This is a genomic window from Rhodococcus sp. AH-ZY2, assembly GCF_030916465.1.
GTDB lineage: Bacteria > Actinomycetota > Actinomycetes > Mycobacteriales > Mycobacteriaceae > Rhodococcus > Rhodococcus ruber.
Map to the genome: position 1 here is coordinate 182,107 of NZ_CP126460.1, position 25,596 is coordinate 207,702.

The 25,596-nt window shown below is 65.6% G+C and carries 23 protein-coding genes and 1 pseudogene; 10 read left to right on the top strand and 14 right to left on the bottom strand.

From position 1 onward, the window contains the following. Nucleotides 1-953: 953 nt before the first annotated feature. Entirely contained in the window at nt 954-1,298 is a 345-nt protein-coding gene (locus QNA09_RS28320) for a hypothetical protein (protein WP_064257745.1), read from the bottom strand. Between the two features lie 539 nt (nt 1,299-1,837). On the opposite strand from QNA09_RS28320, the gene QNA09_RS28325 reads away from it, so the two are divergent. Then, nucleotides 1,838-3,036, top strand: a protein-coding gene (locus QNA09_RS28325) for an IS3 family transposase (protein ID WP_141764068.1) whose coding sequence is annotated in 2 segments (ribosomal slippage) — nt 1,838-2,093 and nt 2,093-3,036 — 1,200 coding nt in all. Because the reading frame shifts where the segments join, the coding sequence is not laid out codon by codon here. Between the two features lie 1,022 nt (nt 3,037-4,058). After that, the gene (locus tag QNA09_RS28330) at nt 4,059-4,217 is read left to right on the top strand and encodes an Lsr2 family protein (RefSeq protein ID WP_257606232.1); all 159 of its coding nucleotides are present in this window, start codon (nt 4,059-4,061) and stop codon (nt 4,215-4,217) included. A gap of 7 nt (nt 4,218-4,224) precedes the next feature. Here the strand turns inward: QNA09_RS28330 and QNA09_RS28335 are convergent, their stop codons facing one another. Continuing rightward, the gene (locus QNA09_RS28335) at nt 4,225-5,028 is read right to left on the bottom strand and encodes an IS5 family transposase (RefSeq protein ID WP_219130572.1); all 804 of its coding nucleotides are present in this window, start codon (nt 5,026-5,028) and stop codon (nt 4,225-4,227) included. Nucleotides 5,029-5,144: 116 nt separating this feature from the next. On the opposite strand from QNA09_RS28335, the gene QNA09_RS28340 reads away from it, so the two are divergent. Continuing rightward, complete coding sequence (locus QNA09_RS28340; protein ID WP_231912171.1) at nt 5,145-5,342, top strand: histone-like nucleoid-structuring protein Lsr2; 198 nt, start codon at nt 5,145-5,147, stop codon at nt 5,340-5,342. A gap of 519 nt (nt 5,343-5,861) precedes the next feature. On the opposite strand, the gene QNA09_RS28345 is transcribed toward QNA09_RS28340, so the two are convergent. From QNA09_RS28345 to QNA09_RS28370, 6 genes and pseudogenes are all read right to left on the bottom strand, one after another. Then, complete coding sequence (locus tag QNA09_RS28345) at nt 5,862-6,257, bottom strand: transposase (protein ID WP_248957603.1); 396 nt, start codon at nt 6,255-6,257, stop codon at nt 5,862-5,864. A 165-nt stretch (nt 6,258-6,422) separates the two neighbouring features. Further along, a protein-coding gene (locus QNA09_RS28350; RefSeq protein ID WP_153008490.1) for an IS3 family transposase occupies nt 6,423-7,672 on the bottom strand; the annotation gives its coding sequence in 2 pieces (ribosomal slippage) (nt 6,423-7,342 and nt 7,342-7,672; 1,251 coding nt in all). A gap of 71 nt (nt 7,673-7,743) precedes the next feature. Then, a pseudogene (locus tag QNA09_RS28355) lies at nt 7,744-9,102 on the bottom strand (hypothetical protein); the annotation flags it as partial. A gap of 98 nt (nt 9,103-9,200) precedes the next feature. Continuing rightward, the gene (locus QNA09_RS28360) at nt 9,201-12,278 is read right to left on the bottom strand and encodes an ATP-binding protein (protein ID WP_064257741.1); all 3,078 of its coding nucleotides are present in this window, start codon (nt 12,276-12,278) and stop codon (nt 9,201-9,203) included. Then, complete coding sequence (locus QNA09_RS28365; protein WP_064257742.1) at nt 12,262-12,672, bottom strand: hypothetical protein; 411 nt, start codon at nt 12,670-12,672, stop codon at nt 12,262-12,264. The genes QNA09_RS28360 and QNA09_RS28365 overlap by 17 nt, the downstream gene beginning before the upstream one ends. A 47-nt stretch (nt 12,673-12,719) precedes the next feature. Further along, entirely contained in the window at nt 12,720-13,028 is a 309-nt protein-coding gene (locus tag QNA09_RS28370; protein WP_064257743.1) for a hypothetical protein, read from the bottom strand. A gap of 990 nt (nt 13,029-14,018) precedes the next feature. Between QNA09_RS28370 and QNA09_RS28375 the strand changes: the two genes are divergently transcribed. The 6 genes from QNA09_RS28375 (at nt 14,019) to QNA09_RS28400 (ending at nt 21,303) form a co-directional block, all read left to right on the top strand. After that, nucleotides 14,019-16,175, top strand: coding sequence for an FtsK/SpoIIIE domain-containing protein (locus QNA09_RS28375; RefSeq protein WP_219130581.1), 2,157 nt, complete (start codon nt 14,019-14,021; stop codon nt 16,173-16,175). Nucleotides 16,176-16,299: 124 nt separating this feature from the next. After that, nucleotides 16,300-16,650, top strand: coding sequence for a hypothetical protein (locus QNA09_RS28380; protein ID WP_064257459.1), 351 nt, complete (start codon nt 16,300-16,302; stop codon nt 16,648-16,650). Nucleotides 16,651-16,652: 2 nt separating this feature from the next. After that, entirely contained in the window at nt 16,653-18,062 is a 1,410-nt protein-coding gene (locus tag QNA09_RS28385) for a ParA family protein (RefSeq protein ID WP_064257458.1), read from the top strand. A gap of 115 nt (nt 18,063-18,177) precedes the next feature. Continuing rightward, nucleotides 18,178-19,359 (top strand): hypothetical protein, encoded by a 1,182-nt coding sequence (locus QNA09_RS28390; protein WP_064257457.1) that lies wholly within the window; start codon nt 18,178-18,180, stop codon nt 19,357-19,359. A 28-nt stretch (nt 19,360-19,387) separates the two neighbouring features. Further along, nucleotides 19,388-20,074, top strand: coding sequence for a hypothetical protein (locus tag QNA09_RS28395; protein ID WP_064257456.1), 687 nt, complete (start codon nt 19,388-19,390; stop codon nt 20,072-20,074). 158 nt (nt 20,075-20,232) lie between these two features. Continuing rightward, nucleotides 20,233-21,303, top strand: a complete 1,071-nt coding sequence (locus QNA09_RS28400; protein ID WP_156666233.1) for a DUF2637 domain-containing protein — start codon at nt 20,233-20,235, stop codon at nt 21,301-21,303. 203 nt (nt 21,304-21,506) lie between these two features. Here the strand turns inward: QNA09_RS28400 and QNA09_RS28405 are convergent, their stop codons facing one another. The 3 genes from QNA09_RS28405 to QNA09_RS28415 form a co-directional block, all read right to left on the bottom strand. After that, a complete protein-coding gene (locus tag QNA09_RS28405; protein ID WP_064257455.1) occupies nt 21,507-21,926 on the bottom strand; it encodes a type II toxin-antitoxin system VapC family toxin in 420 nt (139 codons plus the stop codon). Further along, nucleotides 21,923-22,150 carry an Arc family DNA-binding protein gene (locus QNA09_RS28410; protein WP_064257462.1) on the bottom strand — a complete coding sequence of 76 codons (228 nt, stop codon included), beginning with the start codon at nt 22,148-22,150 and terminating at the stop codon, nt 21,923-21,925. Before QNA09_RS28410 ends, QNA09_RS28405 begins: the two co-directional genes overlap by 4 nt. Nucleotides 22,151-22,685: 535 nt before the next feature. After that, nucleotides 22,686-23,045 carry an Rv2640c family ArsR-like transcriptional regulator gene (locus QNA09_RS28415; RefSeq protein WP_060654893.1) on the bottom strand — a complete coding sequence of 120 codons (360 nt, stop codon included), beginning with the start codon at nt 23,043-23,045 and terminating at the stop codon, nt 22,686-22,688. Between the two features lie 97 nt (nt 23,046-23,142). Between QNA09_RS28415 and QNA09_RS28420 the strand changes: the two genes are divergently transcribed. After that, nucleotides 23,143-23,634 carry an ArsI/CadI family heavy metal resistance metalloenzyme gene (locus QNA09_RS28420; RefSeq protein WP_064257461.1) on the top strand — a complete coding sequence of 164 codons (492 nt, stop codon included), beginning with the start codon at nt 23,143-23,145 and terminating at the stop codon, nt 23,632-23,634. Nucleotides 23,635-23,686: 52 nt separating this feature from the next. Here the strand turns inward: QNA09_RS28420 and QNA09_RS28425 are convergent, their stop codons facing one another. The 3 genes from QNA09_RS28425 to QNA09_RS28435 are packed head-to-tail and all read right to left on the bottom strand — an operon-like array spanning nt 23,687 to nt 25,593. Continuing rightward, nucleotides 23,687-24,094 carry a low molecular weight phosphatase family protein gene (locus QNA09_RS28425; protein WP_064257454.1) on the bottom strand — a complete coding sequence of 136 codons (408 nt, stop codon included), beginning with the start codon at nt 24,092-24,094 and terminating at the stop codon, nt 23,687-23,689. A 22-nt stretch (nt 24,095-24,116) separates the two neighbouring features. Beyond that, a complete protein-coding gene (locus QNA09_RS28430) occupies nt 24,117-25,163 on the bottom strand; it encodes an ArsO family NAD(P)H-dependent flavin-containing monooxygenase (RefSeq protein ID WP_064257453.1) in 1,047 nt (348 codons plus the stop codon). A gap of 16 nt (nt 25,164-25,179) precedes the next feature. After that, the gene (locus QNA09_RS28435) at nt 25,180-25,593 is read right to left on the bottom strand and encodes an arsenate reductase ArsC (RefSeq protein WP_082921158.1); all 414 of its coding nucleotides are present in this window, start codon (nt 25,591-25,593) and stop codon (nt 25,180-25,182) included. Nucleotides 25,594-25,596: the final 3 nt, after the last annotated feature.

The following is a 25,596-nucleotide window of genomic DNA, read 5'->3' on the forward strand; positions in this document are numbered from 1 at the left end:
CGAACGATGCCATGCTCACCGCGACGGCAAAGACACGTTCGGGGTCGGCGTGATGGCGCCGGCAGAGATTTCTGCCCTCTTCGCGGTTGAGAATCTCGCGGACTTGGCGTTGCCATTGTGTGCGACCTGACCATATTGGGGTTTTGGCCTGCAATTGCGGCGAGACGGGAATTGACCACGTGCGGCCGCGCTGATCGCTTTCCTCATTCATTTTTTCGACGCGTTCGATATTTTCTTTAGCCCGAGATACGGCGTCGGAATATTGAATATCGCCGAAATTGGCGACAGGGGAAACGGCGAATTCGTCCTCTGGGCGTGTGATCTGCTCATCGGAGGTCGTCGAAAAGGTTGTTTGCTGTTCAGGGCATGGGGTACCCTGAGACGTACCAGGCACGGTAAGTCCCTTCGGGGAATCGGGGATCTCGGCAAGGAAATCCCTGGTGAAAGCACAAAATGGAGTCGAAGCGGCAACTTCGTCCCCAAAAGGACACCTGACGGTGAGGGTGAAAACTAACGCCGTTAGGTGTTCGGAGTTCCGGTCGATCTCGGCAAAGTTCGACCGAATGACGAGCCTCCGCAAGGGGGCTTTGTCATGTGCTGTCCAAGCGTCATGTAGTTGTGTGCGATGGGTACGGTTCGATCTCCTCCCGTCGGTTTATATTCCTGGCAGTAATTTCATCACATGATCCCTCTCATGTCGCGCACCGGCTCGAATTTATTTTCACGGGTCGATGGTATGCGAGAGTCGGGCAGACGCATTGACGGACTGTAATTACGAATCGTGCCCTCACATCCCCGATTTCGCGGAGACCGGTGAAATCAGGGGGAGGGAGTGAAAGATCAGTGCCTACCGTACCCGGCGTGCCGTGAGCCATCTTGCAGCGACATCGGGCGCGGTGCGCACTCGAGGGCGGGCGCCGCGCAGGTCGTAGGCGAACCGGCGGCGCACGTTACTAGCTGACAGTGAGACGGCCGAAGCACGCGATCGGACCGCTCTCGACGTCCTCGAATCGCACAGGAGTGGCGTGGATGATCCAGGGCGGAGCGTGTGTACAGGTGTGGCCGTAGACGAAGTCGCCGACGAGCACGTCGTGGAGGAGAACACGTCCCTCCGCGCGGTGGATGTCGGCAGAGATGGGCTCCTTGGACTCTCCGAGGGAGTAGGTCTCTGCGCGCCGTGCTCGGGTGAAACTGCGTCGAGGAGTCCGGGGGTCGAGAAGTCCGGGGGTCGAGGAGTCCGAGGGTAGTGCCTTGGCTTCGATGAGTCGCTGGGCGGTGGCGGATGGAGCGTACTTCATCCGTACGGAGTAGGGGACAGGGTCCGGCGTGACGCCTGCGCTGCGCGCACGATCGCAGTGGGTGACCTCGAGTTGCTGGTGTCGCGCGGGAGAGCGGACACGGATCTCGGGGCGATTCAGGGTGTCTGCGAGTCGGGTGTACTAGTGGTTCGTGCGTCGCCGACAGGGTCGCCCGGAGGTGCCTCACGCGTGCAGGAGAGTTGACGTTCGTCGTGCGGCAGCTTGAATTCAGGGAACCTGTCCGGGATGAGCACCTAACTGGGCGGAGTCAGCTTCGAGTGGGTCGGTGTCGACTCGAGTGGGGGAGTGGCCTGGTGAACGCAGCTGCGGATCGGTGCAGTCCGCGGTCCGCGTTCGGGTCTTCGCGATGCGGGACCCGTGCCAAGGCTGGTCTTGCTGGAAGGACGAGCCGTAGACAGTTCTTGTCGCCCAATGATGAGGAAGGGCTCGATCAACCCGTCGCTACTGTCGGGGCAAGGGTTCGGGTTGGGGTGTATCAAAGATCTTGGACAACCTCTTGAGGCGAGAGGATCGAGATCATGGCAGCGAGTTCGAGGCGGAAGTTCAGTCCGCAGTTCAAGACCGAGGCGGTGCAGCTGGTCCTGCAGAGTGACCGCTCGATTGCCGAGGTGGCCGGGGAGTTGGCGATCAACCCGGGCACTCTGGGCAACTGGGTTCAGAAGCACCGGCAGGCCAATCCGGAGCCGGACACGTCGATGAGTCCGGCCGACCACGGCAGGCTGGCCGAGCTCGAGGAGCAGAACCGCAAGCTGAAGATGGAAAATGAGTTCCTAAAAAAAGCCGCGGCCTTCTTCGCCCGGGAGCAGGACTGAACGAGAAGTCAGTCCTGATCGAGGCGGAGAAGGCGAACTTTCCGATCGACTGGATGTGCGCCCAGCTCGGCGTGGCCCGCTCGTCGTTCTACGCGTGGCGCGCCCGCGCCGGGCAGGTTACAGCCACCCAGGCGCGCCGCGAAGCGCTGAAGATGGAGGTCGAGCGCGTTTTCCATAAGCAGCGCGGCACTGCCGGGTGCCGGCGCATCGCTGCCATTCTCAATGACGAGGGGCACCCGGCCTCGGTGGGGCTCGTGGCCGACCTGATGCGCGAGCTCGGCCTGGCGGCGATCCAGCGCAAGGCCTACAAACGCACCACCGTCCCGGACGAGAAAGCCCAAGTCTTCGCCGACAAGCTGGGCCGCGACTTCGCCCCGAGCAGTCACCGCCCCGGCACCGCACTGGTCGGCGACATCACCTACCTACGCACCGGCCAGGGGTGGCTGTACCTGGCCACCGTGATCGACCTGGCCACGCGCAAGGTGATCGGATGGCAGACCGCTGAGCACATGCGCGCCAGCCTGGTCGTCGACGCCCTGGAAATGGCCCGTACGCAGGGCCAAGCCGCCGAAGGGGCAATATTTCACTCCGACCACGGGTCTCAGTACACCTCCGACGAATTCGTCACCTACTGCACCCAGCACGGGTTCGTGCAGTCGATGGGCCGCACCGGGGTGTGCTGGGACAACGCCGCGGCGGAGACGTTCTTCGCCACCCTGAAAAACGAGATGTACCACCAGCAGGTGTTCCATACCCGCGCCCGAGCACGGTTCGCCGTCGCCGAGTACATCGAGGTGTTCTACAACCGTCAAAGACCGCACTCCAGCCTGGGCTACCGCACCCCGGCCCAGGCATGGGCCGACGCCCACAATCCCGCCGCCGAGGACCTAACCGAGGCGGCCTGACACACCCGAAATCACCGAGGACCTGTCCACAATCCTTGACACAGCCCAGGTTCTATTGGGCCTTCGCTGCAGTGTCTGCGGTCCCTTGTGGAGTGTGGCGTCAGTAGTCGTGCGCGATCGTGATGTGAGATGGCTGGCTTTCGTAGGCCGCACCTACTGTTGCCGGTTTCTTCACTGTGTTGGTCCAGGCATCAGGTCGTGGCCGGTGCTGAGCTAATTGACGGGGAGTCCGGCTCGAACCGTGATCGGCTCACGGGGTCATATTTCCGGCGGTCCGATCAAGTGAGAACGTTTGTGTTCAGAATCCCTACGCGTCGGTCGTTGAAATCCTGTCGTGGGGACGTGAAACTACGTCGAAGCTTGTTGGTTGCTTCGGATCGCTCGCTCTGGCGGTGGTGCGAACGACACCGATGGGCCGCTGCGCGAACCGAATTGCGGATTCGTTCCGGCCGGCCGCGATGGTTACTGCGGTGGTGTCCAATCGAACACTTTCGTGGCCGATGCGATGCCAGAGGGTTTACAAGACGTACCTTTGTTTCGAAGTCTGGTGTCGTGCTTGCTGATTCGCGGGGTTCCCGAGCGGCGAACGTGGCTGTAGGAATTGAGGGTCGATGCGATCGCCCATATGGCATCTCGGGCGCAGGGCATGGACCTGATGGGCGCGGAGTACGCGAAGGACGCGATCCGGACCGCTGCCGCTGTTTTGTGTGGTCGCGTCTACTCAACTATTTTGCGGATCACGGTGCTCTCACGGGCCGAGGTGGCGTGTGACGGGCTGCATAAACAGAAAGGCCTCGGTCGTCTGATGTCGCATGCGGTGACGAACCGCGATAGGCATGGGATTACGGACCTCTATGTGGCTTGTCGGCCATGAGTTCTGAGGCGCTGGATCGTCGCAGTCGTGCGATAATTTCTGAGTAGAGTTGTTCATGTCAATGATGTGGGTTTCGGAGTTGGTTTGGCTTTGGTGACAAGAGGCTACTTAGACTCCGGCCGGATGCATTCGAAGAGGAGATCAACCTGTGGCGCGTAGAACAATCGTTGAGACTTTCGACGACATCGATGGAACTGCGTTGGACGATGACGGAGAAACCATCAGTTTCGCTGTCGATGGGGTGGAGTACACCATCGACCTGAACAAGAAGAACGCTCGCGACTTCCGGAAGAAGATCGACTACTGAGGTTTTCTCACCAGGCCGGTGCTTGCAGGTGAAGAAGAACGAGAGCCGCAGCAGCGATCGAGCCGATCCTCCACGGACACAGACTGATTCGCTGCAGCGCCTTCCACCGGGTCTTCAGCAGCGCGTTCGCGCGTTCGGCCGGAGCACGCATCGCAGACAACACCGTGTTGCGGCAACGGGCGCCGGCATCGAGACCATGGCCTTTCGTCGGGACGTGGACACCGATCCCGGCACCGGTGTACCCCTTGTCGGCGAGGGTGGGCATCCCGCCGGCGGCAGCGTGGTAGAGGGCGCCGAGGATCCCGCCCCGACGAGCAGCGGTGAGGTCGTGCACCGAACCGGGGGCAACCTCGGACACCCAGATCGGGTAGCCGGTCGGATCGGTCAGGACCTGGACGTTGCCGCCATGGCGGCGATGTTTACCCGAGTACCACACGTCGTGCCCGGACTCGGAACGCTCCCGGCAGCGAGTCGAGGCGATGAGGGTGCCGTCGAGACAGACATGCTCCCAGCCGGACTCGATCCCACGTTCGAGCACGTCGTGCAGGTCCGGGGCGTGCGCAGCGATCACGTCGATACCTTCATGGAGATACCGGTAGGCGGTGGCCTGCGAGATGCGGGCATCGCGCGCCAGGGTGGCGACAGCGGTGCCGTCGCGAAACCACCGCAGCACCATCAGAGCCTGGACGTAGACGGTCGCGGCCCGCTGCCACGGCCGGCGATCGGTCCTGCGGCGGTGGGCAGCGAGGATACGGGCGACGAAGGTCAGGGTGTGCTCGGGCACGTCGAGCGTGGCACGATAGGTAATCACGTGGGGTCCTGCTCCGGGTTGCTTCTTGCTCGAAACAATCCCTACCAGGCAGGACCCCACGTCCTCTTTTCACGCCACACCGTTCGGATGTCTTTGCTGTCGTCGGTGACTCTCTGGTGAGAAAACCTCACTACGTCGAGCGTGCGACCCGCGTCGGAGGACGCAAGAAGCGAGCCGGAACGGCTCGGTCATCCGATCCGAATTCTCCGAGCTCCAAGGAGATTCGAGAGTGGGCGGTTGAAGAAGGTTTCGAGGTTCCCGCCCGAGGACGTCTGCCTCAATCCCTCGTCGACGAGTACGTCGCTGCTCACTGACAACTAGCTCTCTGCAGTAGCATCGGCTCACTGCTTCGCGCCGTCTTCGTCCACCGTGGTTGGAGCACTCGTGATGGGCCAAATCTAGGGAGGTCGAGTCAGTGCGATCGACAATGAGGAAATAGGGAGAATGCGTGGCCGTCTTCGGGTGGCGATAACTGGACGACACTGCTCGAGTGCCCTGCCGTATCCGATCGGCAGGGCACTTTTGTGTTTTTGTCGCGGACAGAATGTCAGGGATAAGAAGGGCGCGGTGAGGTGCTCGCGTCGAGAGTATCGACGTCCTTCGATGCTGACCGATGTCGTCGCTATCCATTCAGCTGTTTCGGTAGTTACTGTCCCGGCGTCTTGGGGCACACGGCAGAGCGTAGGCCCTCGGGTGATGTGCGAGTCCGCAACCGCACCGTCGTCTCTCGCCGGGTGTGGTCTATCTCGAATGCCGCTTTGATACGGGCGGTGCTGTCGACCGTCGCGTAATTGGATCTGGCGCACTTTCCGTGAAGTCACTGCCACGCTTCGTTATTCGAGGTGGATGACGCGCTTGCGCAGCAGGTCGAGGTTGGCTCGCCCGTACATCTGCCGCTTGAGCATTTTGATTCTGTTCACGTGCCCTTCGACCGGCCCGGAGTTGTGTTCGAGGGTTAGTCCGGCGGTGACAGCATCGAGGTCACGGCGCAGGCCGGTGGTGAAGGACTGCAGGGCCGGTGATCCGGTGGCATCGACGTCGCTCATCCACTCGGGGAGTTCGTGTCCGCGCCGCTCGGTCATGAGCTCGGCGAAGCCGCGAACGTGTCCCTGCAGCGCGTTCAGTGCGGGACTGCGTTCGAGGATGTCGGCGAGACGGTGGCTGTCGACGTCGGTGAGACGGTCGGGTCGGGCGGTCAGCCACCCCGTGACCTGCCGGACGGATGGCACCGGCGGCGGTGCCGGGCGCGTCCGATGCGCAGCACGCAGTGGTGCCAGGAACCGACGGACGGTCTTGGCACTACCCCGGTAGCCGCATTCGGTGATCTCCGCCGTCAGGCGGGTGCCATCGGTGCACGGGCGTGGCCCCTGGATAGTGGACACTGGGTGTGTACGTCAAGCGGCCTGATCGAGGGTAGACCCATGGTCGACCTCGAAGTCAAGTGGTGATCGGTTCCGCAGTGATGAGTGCCGTCGGCGTGTGTTGTATCGAGTGATCCAGCGGAAAACCTCGGTGCGGCATTGCGCTTCGTCGATCCAGCGTTTCGCGCCCTGAAGCGTCTCCCGCTTCAACGACGCATTGAAGGACTCGGCCATCGCGTTGTCGGCGCTCGACCCGATCCGGCCCATCGATTGCCGCACGCCGTGCCGGCGACATGTCGCCTGGTAGTCCGAGGAGGTGAATTGACGGCCGTGGTCGGAGTGAAAAATAGCTCCTTCCAGCGACCCTCGGGCCGCCGCCGCATTGTCGAGCGCGTTCTCCACGAGCTCGGTACGCATGTGATCTGCGATCGACCAGCCGACGAGCCGTTTGGAACACACGTCGATCACGGTCGCCAGGTAGAGGAACTCACCGGTGCTGCTGTGCGGAAGATAGGTGATGTCACCAACGAATACTCGTCCAGGCTCGTCAGCGGTGAAATCACGGTTGACCAGGTCTTCGAAGACCTGCGCCCCAGGATCTTTGATCGTCGTGTTCTTCGGTTTACGCAGGTGCACACCGACGATGTTGTTCTGTCGCATCAACCTGGCTACCCGCTTGTGATTGACCGTGCCCGGCACCGCGTCATCATCGGCCAGTTCGGCGGTCATCCGCCGGTAACCGAGGGTGTGGTCCCATTCCTGGTGGTGGGCACGTATTCGGTCGACAAGCGCCGCATCGGCCTGCTGGCGGGCACGCCGAGCCGCCTTTCCGGCTCGCCACTTGTAGTAGCTCGACCGGTGGATGCCGAGCACCGTGCACATCCGCTTCACCTCATGGGTGTCTCGGTGGTCGTCAACGAACCGGAAGCGGATCACCAGTTCGTCTCTGCCGCGAAATATTTCGTGGCCTTGCGCAGGATGTCTCGTTCCTCGCTGAGCTTGTCGTTCTCCGCGACCAAAGCCTGGTTGCGGGCCCGAATCTGCTCGATCTCGGCCTGCATCCGCGCACACTGCTCCTCGGGTGTCTCCGAGGCATCCACGCTCTTCTCGGGCGCAGACCGCGCCATCGCGGCCTTCTTACGCGCCAAATGCACCCACGTCTTCAACGACCCCCGAGCGACTCCCAGATCCGCGGCCAACGACGAGTACGACACTTCCGGGCGACTCTCGTAGAGTCGCACGGCGTCGGCCTTGAACTCGTCAGAGTATTTCTTCTTCGTCATGGTGATGTCCTGCATTCTCCGGCCCAGTATGGGCCAGTGTCAGCGTGTTCACCACCCAGGGGCTACCCCCAGCTGTTCTGCGTGAACGTCTGGCCTACCCGTTTGAATGGGCGCATGATCGCCCAGCACACAACGGTGAGCAGCACCATGAACCACAATCGCCAGGACCCGTCGACCTGTCCGTCGGCATCGACGTAGAGCTGCACGAGCGCCATCAGGTACAGCGCGACGATGACTGCACCGGCCACGCCCCACACATAGGCGGTGGCGAGCATGCGCAGGATGCGGCCCAGCCAACCACCGGCGATCATCGCGAACGGCACCCACAGTGGCGCGAACAGGATGGCGAAGCGGATCGCGAGCAGTGCGGTGATCTTCAGGATCGAGGCGCCGATCCACAGCATCGATGGCATCGCCAGTTTGATCATGCCGATGAAACCGGTCGAGGTGCGGCCGGAGTCTTTGCCCTGAAACTGGTAGTAGGACAACTGATGGTCGGATTCCAGCGACGCGACGATCTCGCGGAACGTGTCGGCCTTCTGGGCGGCGAGTTCGGCCTGGGCGTCCGGGTCGTTCTTGACGCGCTCCTGCTCTTCGTACGAAAACGCCAGCGAATCACGCAACTTCGGACCGAGCCCGGCTGTGTCCGCATCGTCGTAATTGGTGCCGAACCAACCCGTGCGCCAATCGGGAAGGAAAACTTGGTCGATCAGCACGTTGCGCGGGTCGGTCGGTCCACCGGTAAGTGTGCCGCCGCCCGGGCCGTCCCCGAACTGGACCGAGAAAATCTGATCCTGAGTATCGGTGATCAGCGAGCCGAACGTGTCGTCGGTGACCTGAACCGCCTTTTGCGGTGCACCGACCATCAGCGCCCCGAGCATCAGCCCGGCCGCTGCGATTGCCGAGGTTTGGGTAACGCCGGCGGTGTCTGCCTTCAGCGACTTCCACAGCACGATCACAGCGACGACAGTCAGTGCAATCCCCAGCCACTGTCCGTAGACCCCGCGCATGCCGTCGCTGATCGAGTAGACGATCCGGTCGAACTGTTCGAGTGCCGAGTCGACCCCGGCATCAAGCGCGTCGCGTCCGGTCTTGGTTTGGTCGTCGAGCCAGAACGCCGCGGCCGCCAGTGACTTCCCGATCGTCAGGAAGGTGTTGCCCAGCGTGGTGTCGTTGACCGCGCCGGGAGCGCGCACTAGATCCTCACCGCAGCCGAGGTCGTAGGTGTGCCATTTCAGTCCGGCCCAACCGTAGCTTTCATAACCCGTGCCACCCCCACCTTCGATCGGCGGCCGGTTGGCGCTGGACGAGTCGAAGGTCGTCTCGACGGTCTCATTGGGGAACTCCGGGGCCGGTACGTCCTTGCAGTCGAAGCCGCTGGCTGTGGCCACCCCGGTGCCGACCCCAATCAGGACGACCGCAGCGAACATCAGTACGACCAGAACACGGACCACCAGCCCCACAGGCTGCCCGACGTAGCGGACGGAGAGTGACAGTGCCGGGAGAATCCGGCGTGCTCGTTGCGCGCTCATGCAGGAGTGTCCATCGCGGCGCGGGTCGCGCGGGAATCGAGCGCGGCGAATACGTGTGCCAGGTGGACGAAGTGGGTCCAGTCCGAGCGGACCAGTTCGATGTCGTCAGCCATCTTCACGATGAACCGGCGTGCCTGGTCGAGGTGCTCGGTGTCGGTGTCCTCATCGAGGGTGTCTTCTCCGCCACCACCGAGATCGGCCAACAACGCTTCGTAGCCTTCCCCGGCAGGAAGGTTCAGTAGTTTGAGGGCGCCGTCGATGGCATGGGTGTTGCCACCGAGATCGCCGATGATGACCTCGTAGGTCAATGCGGACTTGTCGTCGCTGCCGCCGACGCCGAGATAGTCGTCGGGCAGCTGCGAGCACACCAACGCGCGAACCTTGTACTTGCGCGAGTCGCGGGCGATGCGCAGATTCAGGGTGCGGCCGGCACCGGTTTGTTCGAGGTACTTGTTCTCGTCGAGAAACAGCACCTTGCGCTCAAAGCGGGGCAGTTCGTAGACGAGCCGGTTCGCAAGCCACGCGGCCATGTGCATGAGCGGGCCGGCCATGCGTTGCTGCGGGGTCCACTGCGACGGGTCGGTGCCGGTGGGTGGGAGCTGCAAGCCGGGCATCGTCAACACCGTCAGTCGAGTGTTGTTGTCGACGATGTCCTCCGGCTCACCGGTGGTGCCCGCTTCGGGGAAGAGCACGCGGGCCTCGGCGAGATCAGCCATCATCGACAACTCCTGATGCACGCTGCGCGCACAGGTACGCAGATCAAGGTTCTCGTCGTCGCGACCGAGCGCGGCGATCGCGTCGAGGACTTCGCGCAGGTTGTGGTGCCGTCCGCCGCCGACGGTGTTCGCCGCGGTCTGCAGGACGGTTTCGGTCCACTCGTGCTCGAGCCGGGCGGGGGAGAGCATCATCTTCAGCACCGACACCGCCACCGAGATCCGCTCGGCCTGCGCGGCCCGCAGGTCGGCTTCGTACTGCGACTGGGCTGCGGTGACGGGATCGGCATCGTCGGCGTAGTCCGGATTGGTCGGGTCGTAGTCGGGGTCGTCGCGGCGCGGATCGACGATCACCCGATAAGGGTTGAGGGAGCCGGGCCGCGAGGTGCGCCCCGTCAACGCCTGAACTTCGGCGATACCCCGGAACTCGGGGAGCTGCGCGAGTTTCTTGAGCGGTCCGGATGGGTCGAGCACCACCCCGTAGGCGCCGGCACGTACCGCTTGGTAGACGAGGATCCCGGCCAGGAACGTTTTGCCCGAGCCGGGTACCGCCACGATCGGGGTCAGACCGGACTTGTGTTTCTTCTCATGCGCGGCGAACAGATCCCACACCGCGGGTCGGGGCGCGATCGAGGCTGTTTCGCCGATCACCACGCCGGTGCGGTCCCCGATCCGGTCGCCGACCGCGGCCATCCCGGCGGAGACGGTTTCGACACTCATGCGCCGGCAGTGCGCGATGTTGGCGAGCGGCTCACCGGGGAGGAATTCGCGCAGCAGTTGGTACTGGCCGTGCTCGTGTTCGAGGCGGATGCGCGGGGCGTACATCTCCTGAAGCATCGAGACCTTCTGCTTCGCCTCGTCCGGGGACGAGCCGACGACAAGCACCCGGTACCAGCCGTCGGTGCGCACCGACAGGCCGGAGTGGTCGTCTTCGATGTCGGAGAGCACCCGTTGAGCGAGCGCGTGCTGTTCGGCGAGTTCCTGCGGTGGTACCTGGTCGTGTTCGACGGTGTAGTGGTCGAACTGCGCCTCGATGCGCGCGGTGAGCCGGCGCAGACTGCGGATGGTCTGGCTCTTGGTCTTCAACCGGATGCGTTCGGACCATTCGAGCGGTTCACCGGAGGAGTCGCCGATGACCTGCCAGGGCAGCATCCGCTCCGGGATCGGCAACGGCGCCATGCGCCCGACCGTGAGCACGATCGCGTAGCCGGTGTAGTCCCGGCCACCGACCTGTCCGCGCACAGTGGTGTACCCGTCACCGGGGGTCAATTCGAGGTCGGTGAGGTCCTCGAGCGCAGCAACATCGGAGTGTTCCCAGTCCCCACCGCCGGAGATCACGCCCTCGGCATCGAGCGGCAACCCCAGTGAGGCCGAGCGCAGCAGCAGATAGTCCATCTGCGCGGCGGTGGCGGGCTTGGCACGCACCCCCTGTCCCGAGAGGATGCGTTCGATCGTGGCGAGGTGCTCGGCGAGCGCCTTCTGCTCGTTGAGGAACGCCGTGTGCGCCCACGAGCGGACGAGTCTCGCGATCCGGCCGAGCAGCGGTGTATCGACGGCGGGCAGCAACCATTCGGAGATGGTGTCGAGCCCGACCGCGAGCGCCGAGCGCGGGGGTAGTTCGATGCCCCAGTAGCGGCCCTTGAGAGTGGGGTTGCCCCACAGCATGGCGTGCTGCTGACCGCGCAGATAGTCCGGCCACGACAACGCGCGCGGCACATCCGCGATCGGTTCGGCCCACCCGTCGTGAGCTTGCGCCCACTGGCGCACCGGCCACGGGGTACGCACCAGCCGGCGGTGTAGACCGGTGACGCCGGCTTCGGCGAGGTTCGCCAGCACCAACGCTTCGCTGCGGATGTAGCGGCGCTGCCGGGCGACCGGGCGCATGTTCCACGGCCCTGGTGGTTGGACGAACCACGCTGTGGACTGGCTACGGGTGCGGGTGATGTTGCCTTCGACCCCGATCAGTTGCAGCCGCACTGCTTTGCGCGTGCGAGCGGCGCGCTTGGCGGCGGTCTTGGTTTGCCGGGTGAACTCCGCGTCGGTGTCGGCAGACGTGCCGCGCTTGGTGCGGCCGCGCCTGCGCTGTGCGGGCGGTGCGTCTGCACTCGCTGCGGTGGTGGAAGTGGTCACCGGAGCAGGGGCGGTGATGCTGCTGTCGGGCACCTGGGACCACGCCAGCTCCGCGGCCTGCGTCGCGTCCGCATTCGGATCCGGAACCGGGGGCGGGGAGGCGATGCGGTGTGCTGCCATCGCCGCCGCCCACGACGGGGGCAACGCACCCGGCGGCACGATCGCCGGTGCGGGCTCGTCGAAATTCGGATCGAACAACGCGGCAATGTCGTTGTCAGGCTGGACAGCCATCGTCAGCAGTTCCCTTCGCTCGACGCTGCGGGGGCGTACTGCGCGAGGCACGCATAGCAGCGGGAATGGTGAAGACGACGGTCTGTCCTGCCTTGGGCGGGCGCGGTGCAGTCAGGTCGTTCCACGCAGCTCGGATCACCGACCGGACCGAACGGTCGGCGTTGACGTACTTCGTCACCCGCGCAGTGATCACGACACCGATCCCGACGATCACCACCAGAGACTGGAAGCCGAGCGGCACCTGCACGACCGCGCGGGCGAGGACGAACACCGTCGCGGTGATGAGCGCGCCGAGTCCGACTGCGGCGTAGCGGAGGCGGAACGGCAGCGTGAAGCCGGTCGGGCCGAGATAGTGCCGGTCCACGCGGTGCAGCATGTCGTCGTTGTCGATCACGATCGGTACCCCTTTTGCGGTCGTCGGCCGGTACTTGCGTGCGGTGGTCAGACCTGGATGCCGACCAGACCGAGGAGCCAATTGCCGATGCCGGTTGCCGCGGTGGTGTTCGTCGCGATGCCCAGATACGCCATGCCCACCAGCGACAGGCCGCCGACGGTGACGACCTTCGAGAGGTTGCCGCGCAGCCCACCCATCAGGACCACGCACGCGATCAACACGAGGATGGTGAAGACGATGTTGTCTTCGATCCAAGCGCGGACCCCGGTCGTGGTGACCTCGGTGGTCTGGGCGAGCACGTCACCACTCGGGATGGTCGTGATCGCCAGTTCGGCAAGACTTGGCGCGAGAGACATGAGCACTCCAGTGATGGTTCGGTCGGTACGCCCGAAAGGCGACGGCCGAGAACGTAAAACGAGCACGCGATCTCGCCCAAACAGGTGAATGCACACAGCGCACACATCCGGCGAGGTCGACGGGGAAGAACGAGCGCGAGAAACACCTCCACGATCGAGACCGGACAGCCATGCCGAGCGCACGTGGCGGGGAGTGCGGAGCAGCGATGTTCACGCGCGCCGTCACCGCACATGAAGCGAGGTGATCGTCGATGCGTCTTCGATGCCTGAACAGCGACCCGAGCGATAGTGCCGGCCGGGGCGGTGGACGAACATGCATCAACGCCAGGTGTGTGCCCTGTGCGAGAGAGGTTCGCAGGGCCGTGATCGGGCTGGGGGAGGCAGGGGTGATCGTGGGGGAGTGGGGGAGTGCGCATCATGGCGCTCGACAGAGCGCGTGAGATGGGCGATGGATTCGAGCGGTGAATCCCAGTGCTGCGCAGAGCGCTCGCGACGCCCACCCCTTACGGGGTCACTCCCCCCGGCGTTCCTTGGGGGGAGTGTAATCCAGAATTGCGCGCGGCGCCAACGGTATTCGCAACCGACCACGTCGAACGCTCTTCGGAGCGCTGACTGCGGCGGTCGTGCCCACGCTCGATAACCACACGGGGAGGGCGGCTGTGGAGCGTTCGGAACACCACGTGCAAGTGCCCATAAGCATGCTCGGATGAACGCTCGCTGAACCGGTATGCGAGCGCTGGGATCAGCAGTCGAAAAAGCGCTCGGTGACATCGCGTTGCAAGCGCTGTGGTGGAGATCTTCTCAGGTGAGCGCCGAACACGTTGAGGCACAAATTCATCGAGCTGGGCACTCGCGGATCCGAGCGCATCACCTGCGTCAGTTCGGAATGCCGTCACCTGCTTGGTGAAAACTCGGCCCCTCTGCCACTGTGCTCGCACACCGCACCGGACGGCATCCGGCGAAGACGAGCACGAGTGAAAGGCGCATGCAGTGAGCGCAACTCCAGACCCACTCAAGGACTGGCTCGTCGCTGCATGGCGCGACACGTTCGGCGACACCACCGACGCTCGCGGCGATCGGACCGGCGACGGGCGGACCACGTGCGTGTCCCGCTTCGTGCCGTTCTCGCCGCTGACGGCAATCTCTGCCGCAGCTGCCTTCTCCAGCCCCATCCTCATTGCTTCTGTCGCGGGAAACGCTTCGGTCGTCGAGGCGCTGACCGGGCTGTACGACTACCGGTGGCCGCTGGCAGTAGCCACCGCTCCGTTGATCGCCCTGGATATTTCGCGGCACCGCACTCACCGGTGGTCACAGATGCTCGACGCGATGGTTCAGCAGAGCACCGGGCATATACCCACCAAGGTCTCGATTTCGCGGCCCACCACCGGGCGCTCGATGCGAGGCGCGACGATCAAGCTCTCGCGCGGTGCAGTGATCCGCCCCAAGCAATTCGAGGCGCTCTCGCGTGCGGTCGAAACGGCCTTCGGGACCAGCGAGACTTCGGCGGTGACGGTGCGGCACGACGCGCACCGCGACCGGCTCGTCATCACCCGCACGCCGATCTCCCCGGACACCCGCAGCGAACGACAGAAGGTCCTGCAGGATGCGCTCGACGGCGCCACGATCTTCAAAAGTCCCAAGGTCAGCGTCGACACCATCGACGAGGACGGCATCGAGACCGGCTACCGCATCGCCTTCGCCAAGTCGATGAACGCCGGAGCACCGGGCTTTCAGGCCAAGGTCGACGAAGCCCTCGCCTCGCTCGCCGGCCCGCACGAATCCGGCCGGAACTGGACCTGCGATTGGTATCCGAACAAGGGCTATCTGGTGATGCGTCTGGTCACCGCCATGCCCGAGCGCGTCGACCACCCCCTGGAACTGGTCGATGAGAACCTGCGGCACCTGCCCTATGCGACCGGCGCGGCGGACCGGATCATGTTCTGGGATGTCTCGACGAGTTCGAACAAGCCGCACTGCTTGATCGTCGGCCCCACCGGCGGCGGTAAGACCTCGGTGATCCGCACGCTGCTGACCGAAGCGGCGCGTCGCGGGGTTCCGTTCGTCGGGGTCGATCCGAAGATGATCGAACTCGACGGCCTCGAGGGCTACCCCGGCTGTGGGGCGATCATCTACGACGCGCTGCGCGCGGCGATGTTCGTGCGCGCCCTGCATACGGAGATGATGGCGCGCAACGCCTACATCCATCAGATGAAGATCGAAGGCTCGCAGCTGCCGCTGATGATCGCGGTGCTCGACGAGTTCTTCATCCTCTCCGGCAAGTGGCAGCGTCTGGCCAAGACCGGCGACGACGAAACCAAGACTCTGCTCAAGGAACTCGATCCGCTCGGTGCGTGGGCGGATCTGGCGGTGCTCGCGCGTTCGGCCGGCATCCGGTTGTTGCTCGGTGTGCAGCGTCCGGATGCGTCCCTGTTCGGTGGTGCCTCCGGCAACGCGCGTGACAACTTCGGCACCCGCATCTCGCTCGGCAATCTCTCGCAGGACGGGGCGTTGATGATGTGGGGGGATTCGACGGTGGGCCGTGAGGTCGACACCTCGGTCAAGGGCCGCGGGATCGCGCTCGGTGACGACGGCTCGCCCGTCGATGCGCAGATGTGGTGGACCCCGAACGTCGACAAGCATCCGAACAAGTGGAACCAGCTGTCGGAGAACGAGAAATCCATCATCGACGGATTGATGCCGGCCGAGGCGCCGCAGTTCACCTGTTACTCGCCGGAGCTGGCCGAGTTCATCGAATCCGAACGCGCCCTGGCGCGGCGGGCACGCAACTACGGAAGCGTGCCCGAGCCGATCGTCCTCGGCGGTACGAGTACGGGCGGTATCGGCACCGTGTCGATGGCCAAGACTGGAGCCGAAGCCGCACCGGAACTTGATCCTGCGGACGAGGACTTCGCCGATGTCATCCCGGCCTCGAGCGTGACCGCCGGGCAGACCGTGCTCATCGACAACGAGGACGGCGACCTGGTGCCGGTCACCGTCGATGCGGTCGATGTGCGTCGCGGCAGCCGAGGCGAGGTCATCGAGACCGTCCTGACCATCGGCGCCGACCGGGTCACCACCCGCATTGCTTTCGACGCGAACGGCGTCGTTGTCCTGCCCGAACCCGACCTCGTGGGACGCAGCGCATGAGCATCGGGCGACCCACCGCACGAGAGTCTGATCGCTGTCCGTGTCGTCGCGATCGCATCAACCCCGTAGTGACCGCTCGTCGGCCCCGTGAACCACGCCCGTAATCACCACCGGAAGGAACCCGATGACTCGTCGCATTTCTCAGTCGATCACCCCTACTGCCGAGGACGTCGCCGCGTTGCGTGGCCCGTTCGTCTCCAAGGGCGCCAACGATCCGGTGATCAAGGCGCTGCGCGAGTACTTCAAACAGACCTCGCCGGTGTGGCTGGCCAAACTCGACGAGAGGCAGGAACTCACGCGCGAACGCCTCGCCGAAATCCGTGAGGCGTCGGCCAAGCGCCGCGTGGTCATCGAAGCGCTGCCCGACGGCAAAGCCCGCACCAACGCGTTGGCCGAGCTCGAGCAGACCGATGCTGTCATCGACGAGATGGACACCGCGCTGGCCGGCGCCGGTGCCTTCGGCGGGATCAACTAACCATGGCGCCGACCGTCGAGATCGAGGCGACCTCCGCGACCACCGCGCGCGCGAGGCTCACCGGCGCCGACGTGCCACCGATGGAACTGGCGGCAACCGAGGACAGGGCGCTGGCCGCTGTCGTGCACGACTTCGTGCGCACCCTCGCAGCCAAGCAGCAGTCCGCCGTCGAGGTCGTCTATCGCACCGGCAAGGACACCCGGTTCCTCACGGTCGGCCCTGACGGCAAGCTCACCGAAAGTGCTCCGAGCGTCCCGATTCCGGTCGTGGTGAGCGAACCCGCTTCGGCGGCCGCCGAGGCTGTTCACACAGTGCTGGCCGCGCCGGTGACCGTGGCTGCCGAACCGTTCACCTACGAGACATCGACACTGGTCGACCGGGCGCCCGCTCAGGAGCCTGCACAGGCCGCGCCGACACGATCGCGGGGTCCGAAGTCCATACCACCCCCAGAATTGGCCACAGAGCCGCTCAGCGGCCGGATCGAGGCGTTGTCGGCGCTGTCCGCACCCCGCGTCAACCCAGCGGCCGGCGAACCCGCCCGCCTCGGGATGCGGGGACGGCTCAACGCGATGCTCGGCCTGGCGCTTGCACCGAAACCCGACTCGATCGAGATGCGGCTGCGCGCGGCGCACACCACGATCGCCCGGCCGCTGCCGGACGGCGCGCTCGTCACCGTCGCCAACGTCAAAGGCGGCGTCGGTAAAACCCCGATGGCGATCGGCTTGGCCGAGACACTGGCCGAGTATCGCGGCCCCGCCACGATCGCGTGCCTGGACCTCGGGGAGGTCGGCGGCAGCTTCACCGATCGGATCGCGCTTCCCCCGGCCGCAGGGCAGGACGTGGCGTCGCTGCTCGCCGATCTCGGTGATCAGGCGCAGCCGGTGCGCTCCTCCGTGCTCACTCGGTATCTGACCCGTCAGCCGTGCGGCTCGTATGTCGTCGCCGGCGGAATCGGGGCGGTGGCACCGGTGAGCTACGACGACGCCGCGACGGTGGCGGCGATCCTCGGACACCACTACGACCTGCTGGTCGCCGACACCGGCAACTCGCGCCACGCCGGCAGCTGGCGGTGGGCGATCACCGCTGCGCACGCCGTGATCGTTCCGGTGCCGCTGCGCCGCGACAGCGCGGTCGCTGCCCAGCGCACCCTGGCCGCGATCTCCGCCGTCCGCCCGGATGTGCTCGTCCGCACGGTCGTGGTCATCACCGAGGGGCCGGGGGATGTGCCGATGGTCGAGACCGATGCCGTCGATGCGTTCTCCGCACTCGGTGTGCCGGTGTGCCGGATGCCGTTCGAGCCGCTGTTCGCCTCCGGTGAGCGCATCACCTTGAGCCAGTTACGACGCGACACCTGCGAGGCGTTGACCGTCCTCGCCGCCACCGTCGTCGACCTGATCGCAGACGACCCCTGATCCCGTTGGTCCGGAACCATTTTCGGTCCGGGCTTAAGGCTGCTCCACGTCATCCTTTTCGATCCCCGACCAGACCCGGCCCTCCCTGTGGCCGACCGATGAAAGGCAATGCCCGATGAGTAACGACAACCCCACCCCGAACCGCGCCGCACGCCGCGCTGCCAGTCGCCACCGCACAGTCCAGCGTCAGGCCACGGCCGCGTTCGTCGCGATCGCCGCAGTGGCGGCAGGACTGGTGCTGGCCCCGACCGCCGGTGCGGCCCCATCCCAGGGCGGCACTACCGGCGGCGGGACGCAAGGCGGCACCACCGCGACCCCGGCACCGCAGACCGAGGTGGAAGTTGTGCCGCAGGCGCCGTCCGAGCCGATCTACTGGTCCGCCCCGCCTGCAGTGCAGCCGCAGTACGAGCCGCTGCCGAACTACGACTACGACACCGGCCGCTACAACCGGCAGACCACGTACACCCCGCCGCTGGACCTGTCGACGCTGCACGCCCCGACCCCGGTCGAGCAGGCCCCGATCTACATCGCCCCGCCCGAGAAGATCATGATCGGCGACTACCACCTCACCCAGCCGAACTGGGTCACCGACGCCGACCGCGAGCGCACCAACAACACCGCCGGCCTGACCCGATCCCAGGTGGCCACCTTCTGGCGTTCCGTCGGTGTCCACGCTGATCGCGCCGACCGCGTCGCCGCCGCACAGATCGGCGGTGTCGCCGCCGGAGCGACCGCAGGCGCCGCGGCCGGTGCGGTACCGGGTGCGCTGATCGGCGGCACCATCGGCGGCATCGGCGGCGCCGCCCTTGGCGGGGTGGTGCCGCTGCCGATCCCGGTGCTGCCCGAAATCACGACCGGTGTCGCAGGAACCGCGGCAGGTGCGGCGATCGGTGGCGCCGTCGGCGCAGTCCCCGGCGCGCTCGTCGGTGGTGCAGTCGGCCTCGCTGCCGGTACCGCCTTCGGTGCCGGGGACGACGAAGGACAGCCGATCGAGGTCGAGTTGCCGGACGTGCAGCAGGACGTGATCACCGAGCAGACCGCGGCGACGGTCGAGCAGTGGCAGACCTCCGGACCGGTCGGTGCCGCCACTGCGGAGGTCGTGCACAGCGCGGTGCAGACAGCACCGCACATCGATTCACAAGCCCGCGAATGGGTCACGGCGCAACCCGGCGGCGAGAACGTGATCGCCGCCGTGGACACCACCCTGGAGGCGTTCTTCGGTGGTTCGGCCGGCACTGCCGCCGAGATGATCTCGACCGCCGTCGGACAGGGCGCTGGCGCCCCGGTCTCCGCCTGACCGTACGAAAGGATGTGGGTGCACCCCGATGAAACTCGGCAAGACAACATTTCGGCATCCGGCCGTCGTCGACCTCCTCGGCGGTGCACCCACCCCACCCTCGGGTGCAACCGCCGATCCGGTTGCACCCGGCGATGCGATCGACGGTGCATTGGTTGCACCGGCGGTGACCCCACACGAGCGACCTGTGCCGCGCACAGCGAGGCGCACCGGCCGCGTTGCAGCGGTTGCCATCGCCATTGCAGTGGGGGTTGCAGCCGTCACCATAGGGGTGATGTGGAATGCACGCGGCGAAGAGTCCGCAGCGGCAGCACCGCCGTCCGACGATGTGGGCACACCGATGCTCGAACTGTCCGCAACGCCGACGGCGCCGGCGTCGGATCTCGATGACGATTGCCGCGCCGACCGGGGTGACCAGCGCAGTGGCGCCGGGGTGATCGCCGCCTGGAACTACGCCTATTACGTCCGGCGCGACGCGGTCGCCGCCCGCGCCTTGGCCACCCCGAATAGTTCCGTCGTCCCGGCCGAGCAGCTGCAGCCGTTCATCGACGAGATCCCCGTCGGCACCAATTACTGCGTCCGCACCAAGGCCTTGTCCGAGGATGTCTATCTCGTCGACCTGTCGGAACTGCGCCCCGACGGCGTGCAACGCATCACCCAGACCGTCACCACCCAGCAGATCGACGGCACATGGTTCGTCGACGTCTTCAACTGACCACCGACTCGGCAACCCGCCCGTTTCCGTGAGGTTCGTGCGGCGCACCTCGTCGATGTCCTGTCCGCACCCCGGGTAGGGGAGTGAGATGCCAAGAGCACGTGTCAGTAGTCGAATCAGCACCCCTCTAGAGAATGTCGTAGAAAGAGGCTTCCGTCGTGTCCGATGACTCCCCTCAGTCCGCACCGCCGTTGCGCCACGATGCGCGGCCGGTGCGTTCGAAGATGCTCGGTGTCGCCGCGGTGGCAACGATGGCGTTGCTTCTTGCGGCGTTGGCGTTCACGCTGTCGTTCGATGCGTTGCGGGCACTGGCCATCGAAATCAACGTGCATCCGAGTCGTGCATGGATGGCCCCGGTTGCCATCGACGTTGCACAGGCCGCTGCAACAGCCGGCTACGTCATCTTCCGCGTTGCCAACCGGCACCTTTGGGCGCGGCGCTACTGCATGAGCTTGGCGGTCGTCACCGTCGCGTTGAGTGTGGTGGGCAACTCGTACCACTCCTATCAACTCGCCGCCCGCAACCTCGCACGCGTTGCAGCGGGTGAGCACCTCGGGTTCATCCCACAACCCCCAGCCATTGCCGCGGTCATTGCGGCGATCTTCCCGCTGTTGTGGCTGGCACTGTTTCACCTGTTCACCATGATGTTGCAGGTTGTCATCGACGAACGCGCCCAACGCCGTGATGCTGCAACGGTGGATCAGCTCGTGCACCGTGAGGGCACCACCGCTGCACCGATCCGCCCCGCGACCGAGAAGACGACGGAGCACGATTTCACGCTTGCCGCGGTGGCAACGCCGGAGAGCGCAATCGATGCCGGCCGCGCCCACGAGGTGCACCACGAAGCGCAGAGTGCATCACCCGGCACCTCACGCAAGTCCGGCGTTGCGGGTGTTGCCCTCGCCGAGACGACCGTGGACGCCGATGTTGTCGGGAACGCCCGCGGCGCCGATGCAACGCGCAACGGTTACCCGCATACCGCGGCCGGGTTGCAGCAGTTCCTCGCCGACGGCAGTTTCACCGACCCGGTCAAACGCGTGGCGGCGATGCTCATCGACGAGCCGCACCTGCGGCAAACCCAGGTTGCGCGGCGGTTGCACGTCGATAAGTCCACGGTCAGTCGTCGGTGGCGCTCGTTCGTTGCGGCCGCCGAAGCTGAAGGCTTCGCCGTGCCGCCGCTCCCGGCGGTCGACAGCACCGGACCGGTGCGGGAACTGCAACCCGCGTGACTCATGTCTGAGGGGTTGCTGCGGTCCGTGAAGCGGCAACCTTCCCGACTTCGCGTTCCCGCTCGCGTCCCCACTTTCAGGGCGATGTCATGCGTCGGTGCCTCATGCTCCCCTGAGCGAGGCCGGCCGTACCGGACAGCTCAGCGAGCCTCATTGACCGCACTCGAGCCCGGTCGACGGGCGTTTGCACCGAAGTCGGGCCTTCAGGGATTCGGTTCCCACGGGTTGACACACCGGACACCGAGCGGGTCGAAGTGCTTGGTGTTGCGCGTCGCCACGGTCATCTCGGCGGCCTGGGCGACAGCGGCGATGAGAGCGGCGTCGAACGGCGCATGTTCGGGCGCCCGGTAGGTGGCCAGCACCCGGGCGGCCGGCAGATCAAACGGCAACACACGGTCAGCGAAGGCGGGCAGGACCCGTTCGTCGAACCACCGGCGCAGGACCACTCCCTGATTCGGGTCGGATCGCTCCTTGGCGACTACGCCTCGTTCGATCTCGGCAATAGTCATGGCCGTCACGAACAGGTCGGCCACCGGCACCGACGCCGCCCAAATCTCGACCGACCGGTTACGGCCCCGAACTCGCAGCGCGGACACCACGTTGGTGTCCAGAACGTACTTCACAACTCGGCGGTTCGGGCGGTCAAACCGAGGCGCTCGGGCTCGAACTCGATGTCGGCACCCTCATCGGTGCTCAAGAGGTCGACGAGCGTGACTGGCTCCCGCTCGAGGGCCTCGCCGAGGATGTCGCGTACCTCCGCCTCGACCGACCGGTGATGCTGCTCAGCACGCGCCCGCAGGGCAGCCTTGGTTCCCGCGGGAAGGTTGCGGATCAGGATCTGTTCCACCGTGACCACCTCCGATATCACACTAGTGATATCACCCAGGAATGTCGGAGAACCGCGACCCGGTGATTTATCCGGGACGGCATCGTCGGCGCTGGCGACATCCTGGACCGCATCGCCGCGGTCGGAATTCAGTGGCCGGCCGTCTATACCGATGACCGCGATCTTGTCCTTACCCGCGTGACGAACTGGCTCGGATCGTTCCTTCCTGATCGGGCACCCGCGGCGGAGGTGGGGCAGTCGGTTGCCGAGCCTTCGGCCGAGAACTATCGCGCTGTGCTCGACGGGCTTTTGGCCGCAGCGACGGCTCACCCCCGCAGCATTCCGGGAGATGCTGGGGCGGTCCTCGAGGGTGACCCCGAGGGCCGACGACAACGGCGCCTTTTCCTGCGGAGTCGACCGAGGGCGCGGACCAGAGCTCGATCGGTGAGTTCGGGCGGGAGCGGTCACCCGTTCCTGGTGCTTCCGCGCCACTGCTGCGCGGCGGCGTGCCCTCGAACGCCGGGCAACACGATCGGCCCACGCGGTCGATGAGGGGTCAGCGGCAGCAGTTCGGGTCCAGCACCGCACGTAACGCGTCGAGGGCTTCGGTGCGGGCGCGGTGGAAGACGTTCATCCCACGTCGTTCGGATTCGACCATGCCGGCCTTGCGGAGCTGGCCGAGGTGGTGACTGACGGTGGATTCGGTCAGGTCGACGCCGGTGGCGAGATCGCAGGTGCACACTTCGCCGTCGTCGGCGGTGAGCAGGATCGACACGAGTTTGATGCGGACCGGGTCCGCGAGGGCCTTCAACCGCAGGGCGAGTTCGAGGGCCGCATCGTCGCTCATGGGGGCGGCCGAGACCGGCGCGCAACAGATGGGGGCGCTGACGTCGATGACGGGTAGGGCTTTCGGCATCCTTCGAGCTTATCTACTTTCTTGACATACGTCGAAAAGGTGGCGCATTCTGTAGGCGTCCAGTACTTCGATATATGTCACACAGGTGGAGGATGTCATGTCCCGCGCACAACTCGCCCTCAACGTCGACGACCTGACCGAAGCGGTCACCTTCTACACCAAACTGTTCGGTGTCGAACCGGCCAAGCTCAAGCCCGGTTATGCGAACTTCGCGATCGCCGAACCGCCGCTCAAGCTCGTACTGCTCGAAAACCCCGGCAAGGGCGGCACCATCAATCACCTCGGCGTCGAGGTCGAATCCAGCGAGAAGGTTCACGCCGAGATCGCCCGCCTGACCGGCGAAGGACTGTTCACCGACGAGGAGATCGGCACCACCTGCTGCTTCGCCACCCAGGACAAGGTGTGGGTCACTGGCCCCGCCGGGGAGAAATGGGAGGTCTACACCGTCCTCGCCGATTCGGACACCTTCGGCTCGAGCCCACAGCACCTCGACGACCCGGCTACCGCCGAAGGCGGCGTGTGCTGCGGCACCGCCGCCGCCCCGACCGAAGGGACGCAGCAGACCCCAACTACAACGTCCTGCTGCTGAACAACCCACCTCATGTCGGCCACCCAGGTTCGGGTGGCCGACATCGATGTCGTCAGCGACGAAGCCGCTGGGCGAGGTCGGCGACACGAGCGGCGATGTCGTCGCGGACCAGCCGCATCCGTTCGATGCCGTCGATGCCGCGTTCGGATGGCTCATCGGTGTCCCAGTTCTCGAACCGTGTCCCGGCCACCGGATCGAGACGGGCTTCGCGGCCGAGGGTGACCACCAAATCGACATCGCGGACCAAGTGCGGATCGACCGGTGTCGGGATCTGCCTGGTGATATCGACGCCGACTTCGAGCAGCACCTCGGCTGCCAGAGCGTTGATGCTGGTACCGGGTTTCGTGCCGGCGGAGTGCACCGCGACGGTGTCGCCGGCAGCGGCTTTCATCAGCCCGGCGGCCATCTGGGATTTTCCGCCGTTCTTCACACAGACGAACAACACCGAGGGTGTGCTCACAGGCGAGGCCCTTTCACGCAGGTCAATTGTCGAGATCGAGGTCGGCGACGGCAGCCTTGGCGGTGCGGCCGACGCCGAGGATGGTGGCCGAACCGGGACCGGTCCAATCGCCGTAACCGAGCAGATGCAAGCGCGGCTCCTTCAACGAGCGGGTGCCGCAGACCGGCACCGTGCCGGTGTGGTCGCGCAGCCGCAACGGCCGCAGGTGTGCGAGGGCGGGACGAAAACCTGTCGCCCACAACACGACATCGGCCCGCTGATGGCGCTCACCCCAGGCGATGCCGTCGACGGTGAGCCGATCGAACATCGGCAGGGCGGTCAAGACGCCGCGTTCACGTGCAGCGAGGACCTCCGGAACCATCACGATGTCCCCGAGGGCGGCGATGCCACCAGGATCGGGCCGGCCCGCAGCCAGAGCGACCGCACGGCGGGAGGCGAGCTCGAACAAGGCCCGGCCGTCGACACCATCGGGCAGGAACCGCGGCGGACGGGTGGTGACCCACGTGGTTGCCGCGACGGTGGAGATCTCGGCGACGAGCTGGGCGGCGGAGTTGCCACCCCCGACCACGACGACATCGGCGCCGGTGAACTCGGTCGGGGTGCGGTAGTCGACGGTGTGCAGTTGCCGCCCGGCGAACAGACCCGCGCCCGGATAGCTCGGCCGAAACGGTCGCTGCCAGGTGCCGGTGGCACTGATCACCCGGCGCGCCCGCCACTGCCCACGGTCGGTGTCGACCAGCACAGCGGGGCCGTCGCGGCGCACCGCCTGCACCCGCACCGGCCGCTCGATCGGCAGGCCGTAGCGGGCTTCGTAGGCGGTGAGATAGTCCACGACATGACGTGCCGGCGGGAAACCGTCCGGCCAGCGCGGCATCGGCCACCCCGGCAGCGACGCGAATTCCGCCGGGGAGAACAGTCGCAGCGACGGCCACATGTGCGGCCACGCCCCGCCTGGGCTGTGCTGATCGTCGAGGATCACGAAGCGGTGCCCGGCCCGGCGCAGGTAGTAGCCGGCAGCCAGACCCGCCTGCCCACCGCCGATCACGAGCACCTCGACGTTCGTCGTCATCGAAGAACCTCGCAGGTCAGCGCGGTGAGGACGGGGTGGTCAACTCGGCGACGAGGGCTTCGACCTTGGCCTTGATCTCGTCGCGGATCGGGCGCACCGCCTCGACGCCTTGACCGGCCGGATCGTCGAGCACCCAGTCCCGGTATGACTTGCCCGGGAATACCGGGCAGGTGTCCCCGCACCCCATCGTGATCACCACATCGCAGGCGTGCACTGCCTCGGTGGTGAGGATCTTCGGATTCTGACCGGAGATGTCGATGCCGACCTCGGCCATCGCCGCGACCGCGGCCGGATTGACCTGATCGGCCGGGGCGCTGCCGGCCGAGCGCACCTCGATCCGGTCACCGGCGAGGGCGGTGAGGAAACCGGCGGCCATCTGTGAGCGGCCGGCGTTGTGGACACAGACGAACAACACACTCGGTGTGCTCACGGC

Coding starts and splice junctions, on each gene's coding strand:
- QNA09_RS28415 (WP_060654893.1), bottom strand. CDS start 23,045: ATGCCGAAAGCCCTACCCGTCATCGACGTCAGCGCCCCCATCTGTTGC.
- QNA09_RS28390 (WP_064257457.1), top strand. CDS start 18,178: ATGAGTAACGACAACCCCACCCCGAACCGCGCCGCACGCCGCGCTGCC.
- QNA09_RS28380 (WP_064257459.1), top strand. CDS start 16,300: ATGACTCGTCGCATTTCTCAGTCGATCACCCCTACTGCCGAGGACGTC.
- QNA09_RS28430 (WP_064257453.1), bottom strand. CDS start 25,163: ATGACGACGAACGTCGAGGTGCTCGTGATCGGCGGTGGGCAGGCGGGT.
- QNA09_RS28360 (WP_064257741.1), bottom strand. CDS start 12,278: ATGGCTGTCCAGCCTGACAACGACATTGCCGCGTTGTTCGATCCGAAT.
- QNA09_RS28385 (WP_064257458.1), top strand. CDS start 16,653: ATGGCGCCGACCGTCGAGATCGAGGCGACCTCCGCGACCACCGCGCGC.
- QNA09_RS28370 (WP_064257743.1), bottom strand. CDS start 13,028: ATGTCTCTCGCGCCAAGTCTTGCCGAACTGGCGATCACGACCATCCCG.
- QNA09_RS28320 (WP_064257745.1), bottom strand. CDS start 1,298: ATGAAGTACGCTCCATCCGCCACCGCCCAGCGACTCATCGAAGCCAAG.
- QNA09_RS28420 (WP_064257461.1), top strand. CDS start 23,143: ATGTCCCGCGCACAACTCGCCCTCAACGTCGACGACCTGACCGAAGCG.
- QNA09_RS28395 (WP_064257456.1), top strand. CDS start 19,388: ATGAAACTCGGCAAGACAACATTTCGGCATCCGGCCGTCGTCGACCTC.